12 protein-coding genes and 1 pseudogene are annotated in these 15,967 nt (G+C 71.6%); 5 read left to right on the top strand and 8 right to left on the bottom strand.

All coding sequences use genetic code 11. The features are described from left to right. Entirely contained in the window at positions 1-1,245 is a 1,245-nt protein-coding gene (locus tag ABZ896_RS13425; protein ID WP_360926710.1) for an ABC transporter substrate-binding protein, read from the bottom strand. Between the two features lie 129 nt (positions 1,246-1,374). On the opposite strand from ABZ896_RS13425, the gene ABZ896_RS13420 reads away from it, so the two are divergent. Further along, positions 1,375-4,071 (top strand): branched-chain amino acid ABC transporter permease/ATP-binding protein, encoded by a 2,697-nt coding sequence (locus ABZ896_RS13420; protein WP_360926707.1) that lies wholly within the window; start codon positions 1,375-1,377, stop codon positions 4,069-4,071. A gap of 74 nt (positions 4,072-4,145) precedes the next feature. Here ABZ896_RS13420 and ABZ896_RS13415 read toward each other — a convergent pair whose 3' ends face one another. From ABZ896_RS13415 to fabG, 5 genes are read right to left on the bottom strand one after another with little or no spacing between them, the layout of a single operon-like run. Then, entirely contained in the window at positions 4,146-4,940 is a 795-nt protein-coding gene (locus tag ABZ896_RS13415) for a glucose 1-dehydrogenase (RefSeq protein WP_360926704.1), read from the bottom strand. Positions 4,941-4,948: 8 nt separating this feature from the next. Next, positions 4,949-6,157, bottom strand: a complete 1,209-nt coding sequence (locus ABZ896_RS13410; protein ID WP_360926701.1) for an acetyl-CoA acetyltransferase — start codon at positions 6,155-6,157, stop codon at positions 4,949-4,951. Next, the gene (locus ABZ896_RS13405; protein WP_360926699.1) at positions 6,157-7,593 is read right to left on the bottom strand and encodes an OB-fold domain-containing protein; all 1,437 of its coding nucleotides are present in this window, start codon (positions 7,591-7,593) and stop codon (positions 6,157-6,159) included. Before ABZ896_RS13405 ends, ABZ896_RS13410 begins: the two co-directional genes overlap by 1 nt. 1 nt (position 7,594) lies before the next feature. Next, positions 7,595-8,833, bottom strand: coding sequence for an acetyl-CoA C-acetyltransferase (locus tag ABZ896_RS13400; RefSeq protein ID WP_360926696.1), 1,239 nt, complete (start codon positions 8,831-8,833; stop codon positions 7,595-7,597). Between the two features lie 33 nt (positions 8,834-8,866). Beyond that, entirely contained in the window at positions 8,867-9,613 is a 747-nt protein-coding gene (fabG, locus tag ABZ896_RS13395; RefSeq protein WP_360926693.1) for a 3-oxoacyl-ACP reductase FabG, read from the bottom strand. A 129-nt stretch (positions 9,614-9,742) separates the two neighbouring features. Between fabG and ABZ896_RS13390 the strand changes: the two genes are divergently transcribed. The 3 genes and pseudogenes from ABZ896_RS13390 (at position 9,743) to ABZ896_RS13380 (ending at position 13,363) form a co-directional block, all read left to right on the top strand. Continuing rightward, positions 9,743-10,960, top strand: a complete 1,218-nt coding sequence (locus ABZ896_RS13390) for an acyl-CoA dehydrogenase family protein (protein ID WP_360926690.1) — start codon at positions 9,743-9,745, stop codon at positions 10,958-10,960. Between the two features lie 958 nt (positions 10,961-11,918). Continuing rightward, entirely contained in the window at positions 11,919-12,167 is a 249-nt protein-coding gene (locus ABZ896_RS13385) for a hypothetical protein (protein ID WP_360926688.1), read from the top strand. 9 nt (positions 12,168-12,176) lie between these two features. After that, positions 12,177-13,363, top strand: a pseudogene (locus ABZ896_RS13380) (SPFH domain-containing protein). Positions 13,364-13,432: 69 nt separating this feature from the next. Here the strand turns inward: ABZ896_RS13380 and ABZ896_RS13375 are convergent. Then, entirely contained in the window at positions 13,433-14,023 is a 591-nt protein-coding gene (locus ABZ896_RS13375) for a DUF2889 domain-containing protein (protein ID WP_360926685.1), read from the bottom strand. Further along, on the bottom strand, positions 14,020-14,865 hold the full coding sequence (locus ABZ896_RS13370) for an enoyl-CoA hydratase-related protein (protein ID WP_360926682.1): 846 nt from the start codon (positions 14,863-14,865) through the stop codon (positions 14,020-14,022). The genes ABZ896_RS13375 and ABZ896_RS13370 overlap by 4 nt, the downstream gene beginning before the upstream one ends. A 208-nt stretch (positions 14,866-15,073) precedes the next feature. Between ABZ896_RS13370 and ABZ896_RS13365 the strand changes: the two genes are divergently transcribed. Next, positions 15,074-15,877 (top strand): FCD domain-containing protein, encoded by an 804-nt coding sequence (locus ABZ896_RS13365; protein ID WP_360926679.1) that lies wholly within the window; start codon positions 15,074-15,076, stop codon positions 15,875-15,877. Positions 15,878-15,967: the final 90 nt, after the last annotated feature.

Raw genomic sequence — 15,967 nt, 5'->3', positions numbered from 1 at the left:
TCAGCTGGACGGCAGGGCCGTCAGGATCTTGCGGACGTCGACGAAGGTCGATCCGGGCTTGGCCCACTCGATCTTCCCGTCGCGGATGGTCAGTTCGGTGGCGGTGGTGTTGTGGATGCGGTTGAGCCCCTTGATCGGCAGGGCCGTGGACGCCGTCCAGCTCAGCGGCGGGGTCAGTCCGCCGGTGCTGATGCCGGAGCTGGTGTCGAGCTCCTGCACGAGGGCCTTCGAGGTGATCGCCGGGAGCTTCTTGGCGGCCTCGGTGAAGACCTTGAAGGCCACCCACGTCGTCTCGTTGGCGCCGTTGGAGGTGTCGATGTCCTTGTCGCCCTTGGTGGCCGCGAGGAAGTCCTTCCAGGCGGCGTCGGAGGTCGGCGGGAAGTAGCCGGTGATCGCGGCGCCCTCCAGCGGGCCGCCGGCTCCGCCGGTGCTCTCGGCGAGCTGCGGGGTCAGGTTGCCGACGACGCTGCCGAGCTTCGTCTTGGCGCCCGACTGCACGTACGACTTCACGAACAGGCCCGAGGCGGTGCCCATGATGACGCTCACGCAGTCGCTTCCCTTGGTCGCGGCGGCGACCTGCGGGGCGAGGTCGGTGGCGGTGAGCGGCACCTTGATGTCCTTGGGCGCCGGCGCTCCCGCGGAGACCGCGCCGACGGTGAGGAACTGCGAGACGACGGCGGCGGCTGCCACGTCGTAGCGCACACCGGAGATCTTCTTGCAGCCGTCCTGCACCAGTTGCCGCCCGTGGGCCGCGAACACCACCGGGGTGCCGCCGTTGACCGGGAACGACAGCGGGTTGGAGAACTCGGCCGCCGAGACTCCGGTGCCGCCGATGTACGGGATGCCGGCCTTCTGCAGGATGGGCATGTAGCGGTCACCGGCGAGGCTGTAGGAGCCCACCACCGCGACCACCTTCTCGGCCACCGCCTGCTGGGCGCACTTCTCGGCCTCGTCGGGGTTGCCCTTCTCGTTGCAGGTGAGGACCTTCAGCGGGGCGCCCTTGATCCCGCCGTTGGCGTTGATCCACTTCTCGTACGCCTGGGCGGTGAGCCGGACTCCGGGCTGGGCGCTGCCCTGGGTGTCCTCCGGCGCCCAGACCATCACCTTGACCGGTGTGCCCTTCAGGGCGGAGGTCTCCTCCTTCGAGCTGCCGGACGCCTCTCCCCCGCAGCCGGCGGCGAGCAGGGCTCCGGTCACCGCGAGGGCGCCCGCTGCGGCGGTTCTGCGTCGGCGTGAGTGGTTCATGGTTCCTCCGCTGTGCTCGTCGTCGAGATGCCGAACAGCATGGGGTGCGTTTTGTGGTTAGTGAAGTACTCTCGGCACAATTATTTAAATGAATGTGCTGTCTCGCTCCTGCCCTCGGGAGGTTCCTCGATGGACGACGTCCTGCGTTTCGCCCTGCTCGGCCTCGGTCTCGGCGCCCTCTACGCGCTCACCGCGCACGGCATCGTGCTGGTCTACCGGGGCTCCGGCGTCCTGAACTTCGCGCACGGCGCGATCGGCATGGCCGGGGCCTATGTCCAGTGGGAGCTCGCCACCCAGCACGGCGTGGCGTACTGGCCCGCCACCGCGTGCGGTGTGCTCGCCTCCGCGGTCCTGGGCGTGCTCACCCACCTGCTGGTGCTCCGCCCGCTGCGCAGCGCGTCCACGCTGGCCCGCCTGGTCGGCACCCTGGCGGTGTTCATCGTGCTCACCGCGATCGCCGTCAAGCGCTACGGCGACAGCCTGGAGCTGGTGCCGGGCAAGCTGCCCACCAAGCTTCTGACGATCGCCGGGGCGACGGTCTCCGAGGACCGCGTCTGGCTGATCGGCATCGCGGTCGTCGCGACCGTGCTCCTCCATCTCCTCTACAAGCGCACCCTGTTCGGCCTGGGCACCAGCGCGGTCGCGGAGAACGAGGGCGCGGCTGCCTCGCTCGGCTGGTCCCCGGATCTGATCGCCACCGGCAACTGGGCGCTGGGATCGGCGCTCGCGGGGCTGACGGGCATCCTGATCGTGCCGGTCATCGGCCTGTCCGTGACCGGGCTGACCACCCTCCTGCTCAGTGCTCTGGCCGCCGCCCTGGTCGGCAGGTTCTCCTCGTTCCCCGTCACGCTGGCCGGTGGCCTGGTCATCGGCGTCGTGCAGTCCGAGCTGACCCGCTTCGGCTCCGACGTCACCGGGCTCGCCGCCTCGGTCCCCTTCCTCTTCATCGCCCTGGCCCTGGTCGCACGCGGCCGGGCGCTGCCGCTGCGCGGCACGTTCCTGGACCGGCTGCCCGGTCTGGGCACCGGGAAGGTGCGCCCCCTGCCCCTGGCGCTCGCCGTTGTGGCGGGGCTGGCGCTGGTCAGCCTGGCGACACCGCTGTGGGCCGACGCGATCACCACCACCCTGGTGCTGTCGCTGATCATCCTGTCGATCGTCGTCGTCACCGGATACGCGGGACAGGTCTCCCTCGCGGCCTACGCACTGGCCGGGACCGGCGCCTTCCTGGCCGGACACGCGGCGGCCGACTGGGGGTGGCCGTTCGAACTGGCCCTGCTGGCCGGGGTGTTGGGGACCGTGCCGATCGGCCTGCTGTTCGCACTCCCCGCCGTGCGCACCCGCGGCGTCAATCTCGCGATCATCACCCTGGGCCTCGGCACCACCCTGGAGGCGATGGTCTTCCAGAACACCGACCTGTCGACGACCCCGGGCAGCGACGGCATCGCGGTCGGCAAGCAGACGCTCTTCGGGGTCAGCATCTCCGGCGTCGACCATCCGCAGCGGTACGCCGCCGTGGTGCTCGTGCTGTTCGTCGCCGCCACCCTCGTGGTCGCCAACGTGCGGCGCAGCCGGACCGGCCGCCGGCTGATCGCCGTACGGGCGAACGAACGGGCCGCCGCCGCCCTCGGCATCGACGTCCGCGCCGCCAAGCTCTACGCTTTCGGCCTGTCCGCGGCCATCGCCGCGCTCGCCGGAGTGCTCACCGGCTTCCGCTCGACCTCGGTCGTCCTGTCCGACTTCGCTAGCTTCGGCTCCATCACCGCGCTCGGCCTCGCGGTCATCGGAGGAGTCGGCTTCCTCGTCGGCCCGCTGTTCGGCGCGACCTTCGCCGCGGGCACGGTGGGCGCCCGGTTCGGCGACCTCGTCCTGCCCGGGCTCAGTGCGTGGATGCCGCTGATCGGCGGGATCATCCTGGTGCTGACGCTGGTGGGCAACCAGGACGGCATCGGGAAGGGCCTCGGCACACGGGCGGCACGGAGCCGGCGCATGCTGCCTTCGAAGGGGTCGGCGAGCGTCCCGAAGGACGAGACCGTGCCCCGTGCCGCCCCACTCCCCCTCCAGGTACGGGACCTCACCGTCCGATACGGCGGCGTCGTCGCCGTCGACGGGCTCTCCCTGGACGTCGAGCCGGGCCAGGTCGTGGGGCTCATCGGTCCTAACGGCGCCGGCAAGACCTCCGCCATCGACGCGGTCACCGGCTTCACCCGGGCCGCGACGGGCAGTGTGCGCCTCGGCGAGCGGGACGCGACCCGGCTGCCGGTCCACCGGCGGGCCGCCGCCGGTCTGAGCCGGTCCTTCCAGTCCCTGGAGCTGTTCGAGGACATGACGGTCCTGGACAACCTGTACGCGGCCTGCGACCGGCCCGGCCGCTGGGCATACCTCACGGACCTGATCCGTCCCGGCAGCCGCCCGCTGCCCGCGCATGTGCTGGTCGCGGTACGGGAGTTCGGACTCCAGGACAGCCTGGACCGGCCGGTGGACGACCTGTCGTACGGAGAGCGCCGGCTGCTGGCCATCGCCCGCGCGGTGGCGGCCTCGCCGTCGGTGCTGCTGCTCGACGAACCGGCGGCGGGCCTCTCGGACGACGAGACCAGGGAACTGGCCCACCTGGTACGGCGGCTCGCCGAGGACTGGGGCATGGGGGTCCTGCTCGTCGAGCACGACGTCGACATGGTGATGAGCGTCTGCGACCAGGTCGTGGTTCTGGACTTCGGACGCCGGATCTGCGCCGGTACGCCGGAGGAGGTACGGCGCGATCCGGCGGTGCGGGCGGCTTACCTGGGGGACCTGGAGCCGGAGACGGTGGAGCCGGAGACGCTGGTCTGAGCGTCCCGGCCCCGGGCGACGCCGAGAACCGGGGGCGCTGATGTCAGCGCCCCCGGCGGCAGCGACCTCGGTTCTCAGGCGTCGCGCAGATCCGCGACGTACGGCTGATGGGACAGCAGCCCGCCGTCCACGCGCAGGGTGTGCCCGGTGATGAACGCCGACTCGTCGGAGGCGAGGAAGACGACCGCCGACGCGACGTCCTCCGGGCGTCCGAGGCGCGGTGTGAGGTGGTGGCGCAGCATCGCCTCCCGGATCGCCCCGTGCGCCGAACCGGAACTGGCCGGGGTCACGATGAAGCCGGGCGCGATGGCGTTGCAGCGCACGCCCTGCTTGCCGTACTGGGTGGCGACGTACTGCGTGAGGTTGATGAGGGCGGCCTTCGAGGCGCCGTACGCCGGGTTGCGCAGGTCGCCCGAAAGCCCGGCCCCTGACGAGGTGTTGATGATGGAGCCGCCGCCCCGCGCGATCATGTGCGGGACGGCGGCCTGGACGGCGACCATGGTCCCGCGCAGGTTGATGCGCATCGTGTCGTCCCAGACCGCCGGGTCGGCCTCCACGACGGCGAGGTCCTGACGGGCGGCCAGGTGGGTGGCCGCCGCGTTGTTGTGCAGGACGTCGAGACCGCCGTACGTCTCGACCGTCGTGGCCACCATGGCCCGTACGCTCTCGATGTCGCCGAGGTCGACCGGGAGGGCCGTCGCAGAGCCGCCGGCGGCGCGGATCTCCTCCGTCACTGCCTTGGCGCCGTCGAGGTTCAGGTCGGCGACCACCGTGTGCGCGCCCTCGGCCGCGAGGCGGCGGGCGGTGGCCGCGCCGATGCCGGACGCGGCCCCGGTGACTACGGCGATCTTGTCTTCGAGTCGTCCCATGGCCGGACCTATTCGGTGAGTTGACTGCCGACGACCGACACGAATGAGACGCACTCGCCGGGTCCGCCGCCGAGGTTGTGGGTCAGGGCGAGCGAGCGCCCCTCGGCCACGGACCTCACGGTCCGCTCGGCCGGTGCCTCGCCGCGCAGTTGGAGCCAGGCCTCGAACATCATGCGCAGTCCTGAGGCGCCGATGGGGTGGCCGAAGGCCTTCAGGCCGCCGTCGGGGTTGACCGGCAGCGAGCCGTCCAGGTCGAACGCCCCGCTGCTGACGTCCTTCCATCCCTGACCGCGCTCGGCGAAGCCCAGGTCCTCCATCAGCACCAACTCCGTGGGCGTGAAGCAGTCGTGGACCTCGGCGAGGGCGAGTTCGGCGCGCGGGTCGGTGATGCCCGCCTGCCGGTAGGCCTCCTGTGCGGAGGCGACGACCTCGGGGAAGGTGGTGAAGTCGTACTCCGGGTCGAGGAGCCCGTCCGCCGGACCGGCGGCGAAGGACAGCGCCTTCACGAAGATCGGCTTGTCGGTGTACTTGTAGGCGTCCTCGGCGCGTACGACGATGGCCGCCGCCGAGCCGTCCGAGACGCCCGAGCAGTCGAACACGCCGAGCATGCCCGCGACGATCGGGGCCGACCGGATGCGCTCCAGCGGCACCTCCTTGCGGAACTGCGCGCGCGGGTTGCGGGCCCCGTTGACGTGGTTCTTCCAGGCGATGCGGGTGATGACGTCCTTCATCTCCTCCTCCGCCAGGCCGTACTTGGCGGCGTAGGCGGGCGCCAGGAGGGAGAAGTTGGCCGGGGCGGTGATCTCCCCGCGGCTGTCGTCGCCGGCGCCCGGGATGGCCGTACCGGACAGTCCGGACATGCCGGAGTCCTTGAGCTTCTCCACGCCGACGGCCATCGCCACGTCGTACGCCCCCGAAGCGACGGCGTAGCAGGCGTTGCGCAGGGCCTCGGAGCCGGTCGCGCACATGTTCTCGACGCGGGTGACCGGCTTGTTGGGCAGGTGGAGCGCGCGGCTCAGGGTCAGCCCGGACACGCCGGACGCCTGGGTGCCGAACCAGTACGCGTCGATGTCGTCGAGGGTGATGCCGGCCGAGGTGACGGCCTCGCCGACGGCGTCGATCAGCAGGTCGTCCGCCGAGCGGGTCCAGTGCTCGCCGAAGGGCGTGCAGCCCATGCCGACGATCGCGACCCGGTCCCTGATTCCGTGCGAGCCCATCAGTGTGTCCCCTCGGTCTCGCCCGTGCGCACCGGCCGGGCCTTCCAGAAGTAGTTGTGGACGCCGGACGCCGTGACCGTGCGCCGGAACGTCATCTCGACCCGGGCCCCGATGACGGCGTCGGCCTCGGTGGCGTCGGTCAGCTGGCAGCGGAACCGGCCGCCGCCGTCATAGTCGACGACCACGACGAGCATCGGCGGGCTCGGGGTGGCCGCCAGGCGGTCGACGGTGAACGTGGCGACCGTGCCGCGCACGTCCGCCATCGGCTCGTCGGTCATGGCGTCGACGCTCCGGCACGAGGTGCACACCCGGTCCGGCGGCAGATGCCGGGTGGCGCACTTCTCGCAACGGGAGGCCACGAAGCCGTACTTCCAGCCGGTACGGCGGTGCGCGGGCGGCGCGTACGGCGGCTCGGGGTCCGGCCGACGGGGCGGTTCGCGGTCGAGGAGGCCCCGCCAGGACAGATAGGTGGCGTACGGCATCGGGGCGCTGCCCGTGGCGATCTGGGCGGCGACCGGGCGGGCGGCGCGGTGGGCCGGGAGCGCGTCGGTGGCGCGCAGCAGGAGGACTCCGGCGCCGTCGCCGAGCACGACGAGGGCGATGGTCTCGCCGGGCCGGGCCCGGTCGAGGACGTCGGCGAGGAGCAGTCCAGGCTGCGCGGTGCCGGCGTTGCCGATCGCCCCGGTGAGGTCCGGGGTCACCGCCTCGGGACGGACACCGGCGGTGCGCCGGACCGTCGCGCACGCGCGCGTGTGCAGACCCGCGACGACGAAGTGGTCGATCGAGCCGATGTCGAGTGCCGCGTGGTCGAGGGCCGCGGTGAGCGCCTTGTCGGCGAGGGACACGTAGATCTCCTCGGCGAAGCGCTCCTCCCAGACCCGGGAGACGGGCGCGCCGGGCAGCCGCCAGCGGTCGAGGAGTTCGTCGCTGACCGTGTCGTGGGCGAGCAGCTCCGCGATGACGGGGGCCCCGTTGCGGTGTCCGCCGAAGACGAACGCCGCCGCGCCGTCGCCGCCCGCGACCTCGTCGGTGCCGCCGGGCAGACCGGTGCGCAGGTCCGACAGGACCGTCAGGGTCGGCACCGGGGAGCGGGCGGCGGTGACCAGGGCGCCGAGGCCGGAGCGCACGGAGCCGGCCATGTCGGCGGCGAGCACGTGCGGGTCGAGGCCGAGGGCGGCGTGCACGGCGGCCGCGTTGGTCTTGTCGAGGTAGGCGGGCGCGGCGGTGGCGAGGAAGAGCTGGCTGACGCGGGATCGCAGCCCTTCACGGGCCAGGGCGCCGCGGGCCGCCTCGACGGCCATGGACGTGGTGTCCTCGTCGTAGCCCGCGACCGCGCGGGTGCCCTTGCCTCCCCTGCCGCCCAGGGCGGCTGCGACATCGGTCCTCGCGAGGCGGTGGTACGGCACGTAGGCGCCGTACGCGATGAGTCCGGCCATGTCAGCGTCCTCCATGAGCGTGGGTCGTGTCGGTGGGCCGTTCGAAGACCGCGGCCAGACCCTGGCCCCCGCCCAGGCACATGGTCTCCAGGCCGTAGCGGGCCTGGCGGCGGTCGAGTTCGCGCAGCAGGGTGGCGAGGATGCGGCCGCCGGTGGCGCCGACGGGGTGGCCCAGCGAGATGCCGGAGCCGTTGACGTTGAACCGCTCGAAGTCGGTCTCGGTCAGGCCCCATTCACGAGTGCAGGCCAGTACCTGGGCGGCGAAGGCCTCGTTGAGTTCGATCAGGTCGATGTCGGCGAGCTTCAGTCCGGCTCGCTCCAGCGCCCGGGCGGTGGCGGGTACCGGGCCGATGCCCATCGTGTCGGGTGGTACGCCGACGACGGCCCAGGAGACCAGGCGGCCGAGCGGACGCAGTCCGAGTTCGGCGGCGCGCTCGGGGTGGGTCACGACGCACAGTGCGGCGCCGTCGTTCTGGCCGCTGGCGTTGCCCGCGGTGACGGTGGCCTCCGGGTCCTGGCGGCCGAGCACGGGACGCAGTGTCGCGAGCTTCTCCAACGAGGAGTCGGGGCGCGGGTGTTCGTCGATGTCGACGACCGTGACCCCCTTCCGAGACCGTACGGCCACGGGAACGATCTCGTCGGCGAACCGGCCCTCCCGCTGGGCCGCGACGGCCTTCTCGTGGGAGCGCAGGGCGAGTCGGTCCTGTTCCTCGCGGGGGATGGCGTACTCGCGCCGTAGGTTCTCGGCGGTCTCCAACATGCCCCCGGGGACGGGGTAGTTGACCCCGCCGGACGTGACGCGGCCGCGGGCCAGCCGGTCGTGCAGGGTGGTGCCGGCCCCGCGTACGCCCCAGCGGACGCCGGTCGTGTAGAACTCGGCCTGGCTCATGGACTCGACGCCCCCGGCCAGCACGAGGCCGCTCGCGCCGGTCTGCACCTGCATCGCCGCGGTGATGATCGCCTGGAGTCCGGAGCCGCAGCGGCGGTCGATCTGGAGTCCGGGGACCTCCACGGGCAGACCGGCGTCGAGGGCGGCCACGCGGCCGATGGCGGGGGCCTCGCCGTTGGGGTAGCACTGGCCGAGCAGGACGTCGTCCACGGCCGCGGGCGGTATGCCGGTGCGTTCCAGTACGGCGCGTATGACGGTAGCGGCCAGTTCGGCCGCGGTGACGTCCCGGAACACGCCCCCGTAGCCCCCGACGGGAGTCCGTATCGGTTCGCAGATCACCGCGTCACGCATCGGTCATGCCTTTCATCAGCGGGTTCAGCGGGCTCACATGTACCGGCCACCGGTCACCTCGACCACGGCTCCGGTGATGTAGCTCGCCATGTCGGAGGCGAGGAAGAGAACGACCTGGGCCACCTCGGCGGGTTCGCCCGCACGGCCGAGGGGGATCTCGGCGAGCTTCGCGTCCCAGGCGGCCGGGGGCATCGCCTCGGTCATGGCGGTACGGATCAGGCCGGGCTGGACGGCGTTGACGCGGATGCCGGCTTTCGCGAGCTCCTTGGCGGAGGCCTTGGTGAGGCCGACGAGACCGGCCTTCGCGGCGCTGTAGTTGGTCTGGCCGAAGTTGCCGACCTTGCCGGCGATGGAGGAGATGTTGACGATGCTGCCGCCCCGTCCGTGCGCGCGCATCGCCTCGGCGGCGTACCGGGTGCCGTTCCAGGCGCCGGTCAGGTGTACGTCGACGACGGCGCGGAAGTCGGCGAGAGCCATCTTGCGCAGGGTCGCGTCCCGGGTGATCCCGGCGTTATTGACCATCACGTCGACCGGTCCGAAGCTGTCGGCGCAGTGGGCGACGAGGGCGGCGACCTCGTCCTCGTCGGTGACGTCACAGCGCAGCGAGGTGGCGGCCACACCGTTCTTGGCCAGGCGTTCGGCGGCTTCCGCCGCGGCGTCCTCGTTGATGTCACCGAGGACGACGGACGCCCCCGCGGTGCCGAGGACTCCGGCGATCTCGAAGCCGATGCCCTGTGCGCCGCCGGTGATCACCGCGTTGCGGCCGTCCAGCAGTCCCATGTCAGCCCGCCCTGGCTCGACGCTATTCCTCTTAAATAGATAACCTATTATGCTGAAACAATCAATACAGCGATGGAGCGGCGGCGCGACGCAGCTGTGCGCATCGGAGCGGACGAGGAGAGTACGCAGGTGGACATCAGCTATCCCCCCGAGACCGAGGCGTTCCGCACCGAGGTCAGGGCGTTCCTCGCCGAGACGCTGCCGGCGGACTGGAGCGGGATCGGTGCCCTCGACGAGGAGGCGGCGTGGGCCTTCGCGCGGGACTGGCGCCGACTGCTGGCCGAGCGCCGCTACCTCTCGCTGACCTGGCCCGAGCAGTACGGCGGCCGGGGCCTGACCAAGCTCCACCAGGTGGTGCTGATGGAGGAACTGGCCCTGGCCGGTGTGCCGTTCGGGCTGCCGCAGGACACCTTCGGCGTGAAGATGCTGGCCAACACGCTGCTGCGCTGGGGCACGGACGAGCAGAAGGCCCACTTCCTGCCGCGCATCCTCAGCGGCGAGGACACCTGGTGCCAGGGGTACTCGGAGCCGGACGCGGGCTCGGACCTGGCCTCGCTGCGGACGCGCGCGGTGCGTGAAGGTGGGGAGTGGGTGATCGACGGCCAGAAGGTGTGGACCTCCGGCGCCCATCACAGCGACTGGATCTTCGTCCTGGCCCGCACGAACCCCGATGCCCCTCGGCATCGCGGCATCTCCTTCCTCCTCGTCCCCCTCGACCAGCCCGGCGTCGAGGTGCGGCCGTTCCGCATGATGAGCGGGCAGCTCCATTTCAACGAGGTCTTCTTCAACGGCGCCCGCACCCGCGCGGATCTGGTCGTCGGGGGCGTCGACAACGGCTGGACGGTCGCCCAGAGCCTGCTCGGCGTGGAGCGTGGGGAGGAGGCGGCGACCAACCCGATCCTCTTCAAGGCGGAGGTGGAACGCCTGGTCTCGCTGGCGCGGCTGTACGGCAAGGACCAGGACCCGGTGATCCGGCAGCGCATCGCCTGGTGCTGGTCCAAGGTCGAGATCATGCGCTATCTCGGCTACCGGATCCTCACCGGCTGGCTCAAGGGCGCCGAGCCCGGTCCCGAGTCGTCCATCGCCAAGCTGTACTGGAGCGAGTACCACACCAAGGTCACCGATCTGGCGATGGACATCATGGGCCTGCACGGCCAGGTACCGGTCGGCCGCCCACCTCTGCGCACCTACCGCACCGACGACCCCGGCGCCGCGAACTCCTCGGCGTCCTGGTCGACGACGTACCTCATCGCCCGCTCGGGCACGATCTACGCGGGGACCTCCCAGGTGCAGCGGAACATCCTCGCGGAGAGGGTGCTGGGGCTGCCGCGGGAGCCGAGGGGTTAGCGCGGGGGCAGGGGGGCGAGGGCGGTGTCGGCTACGGCAGTGGGGTGCGTTGCGGGCGGGGGGAGCGAGGCCTCGTAGGGCGCGGTGCGGGCGGGGCGAGCGGAGCCTGAAGGGGCAGATCAGGGGCGGGGAATGCGGGGCCTGATGGACCGCGTCGCAGCTGGGGCATGCGGCGGCCGCTGGGTCAGGTCACGGGTGGGGCATGCTGAGCCTGGTGGGGCGCGTCGCGGGCGGGGCGAGCGGAGCCTGATGAACTGCGTCGCAGCCCGAGCATCCGGCGCCCGCTCAGCCAGGTCACGGGCGGGAATGCGGGCCCTGATGGGGCACGTCGCGAGCGGTACAACTGACGCCCGGCGGGCCACGTCCCAGACGGGACATGCGGCGCCCCCTTAGCCAGATCGCGGGCATGGCGTGCGGCGCCTGATGGGCGCGACCCGAGCGGAACGAGCGGCGGCTGGTGGGGCGGGTCGTGGGCGGGCATGCGGGGCCCTGGGTCAGGTCGCGGGCGGGTCGAGCGGAGCCTGCCGGGCCGCCTCGCAGACGGAACTGGCGAAGCCTGATGGACGGCGTCAAAGCCGGGGCAAGCGGCGCCCGCTGGGTCGGGTGACGGGCGGGGCAGGCGGCGCGCTGGGCCACCTCACAAGCGGTACGACCGACACGCGGCGGACCACGTCCCAGACGGAGCAACGGCCCCCGCCGAGCCACGTCGCAGGCGACGCACGCCACGTCCCCTGGGCACCTCGCAGACACGGCAACCGGCACCCCCTCGGCCACCTCACACACACCACAACCGACACCCCGCGAGCCACCCCAAAAGCGGGACAACCGACACCCGCCGGCCCGCATCTCCGGCCGCACACTCGGAGCGCCGCGCGTCGGACTGTCATGCCCGTTGGGCCCCCGGCAGCAGTGGGTCTATCGTCGGGATTCTGGGGCCAGACGATGAAGGGCGGCCGCAATGCCGCAGGACGAGGCCGTGATCGGCTGTACGGGGAAGCTGCTCATCGGAACCCGCGGTTCTGCGGGCCCCGGCGAGATCCTCGTGCGGGTCAGGGGCGGTTCGGAGACCTTCCTCGCCTGGTCCGAGGATCCCCTGCCCACCGGAGCGACCGTGCTCGTGATCGAGTCGCGTGGCTGCCGCACGGTCGACGTCATCGAGTGGGCGGATCCATTGGACGCGCTCGGCGATCCCGCCGGCGCCGGCTGAGGAGTAACGATGTTCGGATACCGCGTTCCCGCTCCCGACGAGGCGATGTTGATCTCGGGCGGACGGCGGGGACTGGGGGCGCGCCGTTCCGAGTGGTGACGGGGCACGGCAAGTTCGTGCTCCCGATCTTCCGCAAGACCCGCTTCCTCACCCTGTCGATGTGCGAGTCCGAGGTCACCGAGACCTGTGTGACCCGGCAGGGCATCGCGCTGCACGTCCGCGCGGTCATCGCCTTCAAGGTCGGCAACGACCACGAGAGCATCATCAACGCCGGCCAGCGGTTCCTCTCGGACCAGGACCAGATGTCGGTGCTGACCGGCCGGATCTTCGCCGGCCACCTGCGGGCCATCATCGGCTCGATGACGGTCGAGGAGATCGTCACCGAGCGCCAGAAGCTCGCCGCGGAGGTCCTGGACACCTCGAAGACGGAGATGGCGAAGATCGGCCTGATCGTGGATTCGCTGCAGATCCAGTCGATCGACGACGGCGACACCGGCTACATCGACGCGATGTCCGCCCCGCACAAGGCGGCCATCCAGCGGCAGGCGCAGATCGCCCAGGCCCAGGCCACCCAGGCCTCGGTGGAGGCGGAGCAGGTGGCGGCCCGTAACCAGGCCGAGTACGCCCGGCAGACCGCCGTGGTCAAGGCGGAGTACTCGGCCGAGGTGGACCGTGCCCAGGCGCGGGCCGCGCAGGCCGGGCCGCTGGCGCTGGCCCACGCCCAGCAGGAGGTTCTCGACGCGCAGACCGAACTGGCCCTGCGGCAGGCGAAACTGCGCCAGCAGCAGCTGGTGGCCGAGATCGTGAAGCCCGCCGAGGCCGAGGCCGAACGGATCAGGGTGCTCGCCGCCGCCGAGGCCCAGCGCATGAAGATCCAGGCGGAGGCGGCGGCCTCCTACGACCGGGTCGCGCTCGACCGGATGCTCATCGACCAGCTCCCGCAGATCGTCAAGGAGGCCGCGGGCGGCCTCGCAGGCGCCAACGTCAACGTCCTCAACGGCGCCGACGGGCTCGGCGAGATCGCCGCCGGCCTGGTGTCGCAGGGCCTGACGATCCTCGACTCGGTCCGGCAGAACCTGAGCGGCCCGGACTCCTCCGACGACCGCCGTCAGCCGGAGAGCAACAACAACGGTCTGCTCCAGCTGCACTCACGCAAGGACGACAGGACGGACGACGGCCCGGTCAACGTCGACTGACGGTTCCCGGTAGGGGGCAGGGCGATGAGGCGGGGCGTGTCGACCGAAACGCCCCGACCTCCCCCGCATTCAGGCGCCGGACACCCCCGGACCCCGCTGCTCGAAAGTCCTCAGCGGCGGCACCGGACGCGGCCCCGTCCCCGGGACCCAGCCCAGGTCCAGCTTGCGCAGCCCCACGCCGTCCGGCGCCCAGACGTGGCAGCTGTTCAGCACGCCCGCCGTGGAGCGCGGGCCCTGGGCCTGCTCACCGGCGTACCGCAGGCCCGCGTTCGCCGAGATGGCCGCCTGGACCACCGCGGGACCCAGGGCACGGGCCAGCTCGTGCAGATGCGAGCAGCCGGACACCCCGCGGAACCGCTCCTGGATGGCCCGGTTGTATCCGGCGGCGACGCTGAGCCCGACCAGCCCGTCGAACACCGGGGTGATCAACGGGCATTCGGCGTGCGGGAAGGTCCGCATGTCCGCGTCGGCGTGCACGACGACCATGTCGGCCAGGCGTACGCGCACCGCGAGCCCCATCCGGTGGACGACGCCGGCTGACGGCTCCGCCCAGGGGCGCACGTCGCTCAGTTCCGCCTCGACCGAGATCTCGTCGCCGCCTTCCGCATACGCGGTGACGGTGATCGTACGGCGGTGCAGCGGGAGTTCGGACCGGGTCACGACGACGCCTCCCCCGGAAGCGCCGAGGCCGGCACCGGGACCTGGGTCTCGCCCAGGCCCGCGAACTCCGGCGGCCGGCGCTCGATGAAGCTGCGCACGCCCTCGCGGTAGTCCGGGGCGCGTTTCGCCGTGGCGAGCAGGGCGGCAGCGTGGTCGCGGCTCTCGGTGAAGGTCCTCGCCTGGTCGTCGGCGAGCTGCCGCTTGATGAGGGACATCGCGTACGGGCTGGCCGAGCGGGCCAGTTCCGTCGCGTAGGCGAGTGCCGCCGGGAGCAGGTCCTGCGGCTCGACCAGACGGTTGACCAGCCCCATCGCCAGCGCCTCCGTCCCGGTGATCCGGCGCGAGGACAGCAGCAGGTCGGCGGCGTTGCCGTAGCCGACCAGCCGGGGCAGGATCCAGGACACGCCGTCCTCGGCCACCAGCCCGCGCGCGCTGAAGGCCGCCGCGAACTTGGCGTGCGGCACGGCGAACCGGACGTCGCACATCACGGCCTGGTTGAACCCGATGCCGGCGCAGGCGCCGTTGACGGCCGCCACCACGGGCTTCGGGAAGGACATGGGGCGGGTGCGCGGGGGCAGCTGGTCGGTCGGCCAGGGGCGGGCGCCCGAGGAGGCGGCGTCCAGGACGCTCATGTCCATGCCCGGGCAGAAGCTGCGCCCGGCGCCGGTGAGGACCACGGCCCGCACCCGTGGATCGTGTTCCACCCGGTCGAACAGGTCGTTGTAGAGCAGCTCCATCTCCAGCGTCCAGGCGTTGTGCCGCTCGGGCCGGTTCAGGGTCAGCAGCATGACCCCGTCGTCGGTGAGATCGGTGAGGATCTCCGGGGCCGGGTTCTCGGTCATCGAGGTCACTCCCGCGGTATCCGTCGGCTGGACCGGCTTGGATCGGCTTGGATCGGCCCGCATCGGTTTTATAGCTAGATGAATCATCTATATACCCAAGGACCGCCAGGGCGCCAGATCGGATCGTGCACGAAGAAGATCACCGGGGGCTTGACCTGGTACCCTCGATGCACTAAGACGATTCATTTAGCTATACGAGGAGCCCACCGTGGCCGAGGCAGCCCGCACCGCAGAATCGGCGACCGTCCCGGTCCCCGCCCGCAGTCGCGTCGGACGTCAGGTGCGGGTGCCGAAGACCGCCGAGCTGGTCGCCGCCCACCTGCGTCGCCAGATCGTACGGGGCGAGCTGAAGCCCGGCGACGCGCTGCCCCCGGAGTCGGGCCTGATGGAGCAGTTCGGCATCTCGCGGCCCACGCTGCGCGAGGCGTTCCGGGTCCTGGAGTCGGAGTCCCTGATCACGGTACGCCGCGGCGCCCACGGCGGTGCCCGGGTAAGCGCTCCGGACTCGGACGTCGCCGCCCGCTTCGCCGGCCTGATCCTCGAGTACCGTGGCGCGACCCTGGGCGACATCTACCGTGCCGCGGCCCTCATCGAGCCGCCCTGCGCCCGCCAGCTCGCCACGAAGCACACCGAGGACGATATCAAGCGGCTGCGTGACGCGGTGGCGGCCGAGAAGGCCGTCCTCGACGATCCGCTCGCCCTGGTCGACGCGCAGGACGCCTTCCACGCCCTGCTGGTCGAGCTCACCGGCAACCAGACCCTGATCCTGCTGTGCGGCATGCTGCGCAACATCATCGACCGTGCCAACGCCTCGTACACGGCGGGCGCGGCCGATGCCGAGGCCCAGAAGGCACAGGCTCTCAAGGGACACCGGGCCCATGTGCGGATGGTCGGCCTGATCGAGTCCGGCAAGGCGGACGAGGCCGAGAAGCTGTGGCAGCGGCACATCTCCAGTGCGGACGACGTCGTGAACTCCGCGGGACCCAAGACGGTGCTCGAACTCCTCGACTGACCGGCCCGGCCGCGCGGCGGACGCGCGCCTCCACTCTCCCCCTTGCGCTCTCTAATCAGTTAGATAATTATAGAAGGCGTACTGAATAGT

Source organism: Streptomyces sp. NPDC047072 (assembly GCF_040643855.1).
In the GTDB taxonomy this organism is placed as follows: Bacteria; Actinomycetota; Actinomycetes; order Streptomycetales; family Streptomycetaceae; genus Streptomyces.
Note: the sequence above shows the minus strand (reverse complement) of the source record. Positions and strands in the feature narration are given on the sequence as shown.

What these genes read in the sequence shown, in the direction of transcription:
- ABZ896_RS13425 (WP_360926710.1), bottom strand. Translation starts at nt 1,245, where the DNA reads ATGAACCACTCACGCCGACGCAGAACCGCCGCAGCGGGCGCCCTCGCG.
- ABZ896_RS13420 (WP_360926707.1), top strand. Translation starts at nt 1,375, where the DNA reads ATGGACGACGTCCTGCGTTTCGCCCTGCTCGGCCTCGGTCTCGGCGCC.
- ABZ896_RS13415 (WP_360926704.1), bottom strand. Translation starts at nt 4,940, where the DNA reads ATGGGACGACTCGAAGACAAGATCGCCGTAGTCACCGGGGCCGCGTCC.
- ABZ896_RS13410 (WP_360926701.1), bottom strand. Translation starts at nt 6,157, where the DNA reads ATGGGCTCGCACGGAATCAGGGACCGGGTCGCGATCGTCGGCATGGGC.
- ABZ896_RS13405 (WP_360926699.1), bottom strand. Translation starts at nt 7,593, where the DNA reads ATGGCCGGACTCATCGCGTACGGCGCCTACGTGCCGTACCACCGCCTC.
- ABZ896_RS13400 (WP_360926696.1), bottom strand. Translation starts at nt 8,833, where the DNA reads ATGCGTGACGCGGTGATCTGCGAACCGATACGGACTCCCGTCGGGGGC.
- fabG (WP_360926693.1), bottom strand. Translation starts at nt 9,613, where the DNA reads ATGGGACTGCTGGACGGCCGCAACGCGGTGATCACCGGCGGCGCACAG.
- ABZ896_RS13385 (WP_360926688.1), top strand. Translation starts at nt 11,919, where the DNA reads ATGCCGCAGGACGAGGCCGTGATCGGCTGTACGGGGAAGCTGCTCATC.
- ABZ896_RS13370 (WP_360926682.1), bottom strand. Translation starts at nt 14,865, where the DNA reads ATGACCGAGAACCCGGCCCCGGAGATCCTCACCGATCTCACCGACGAC.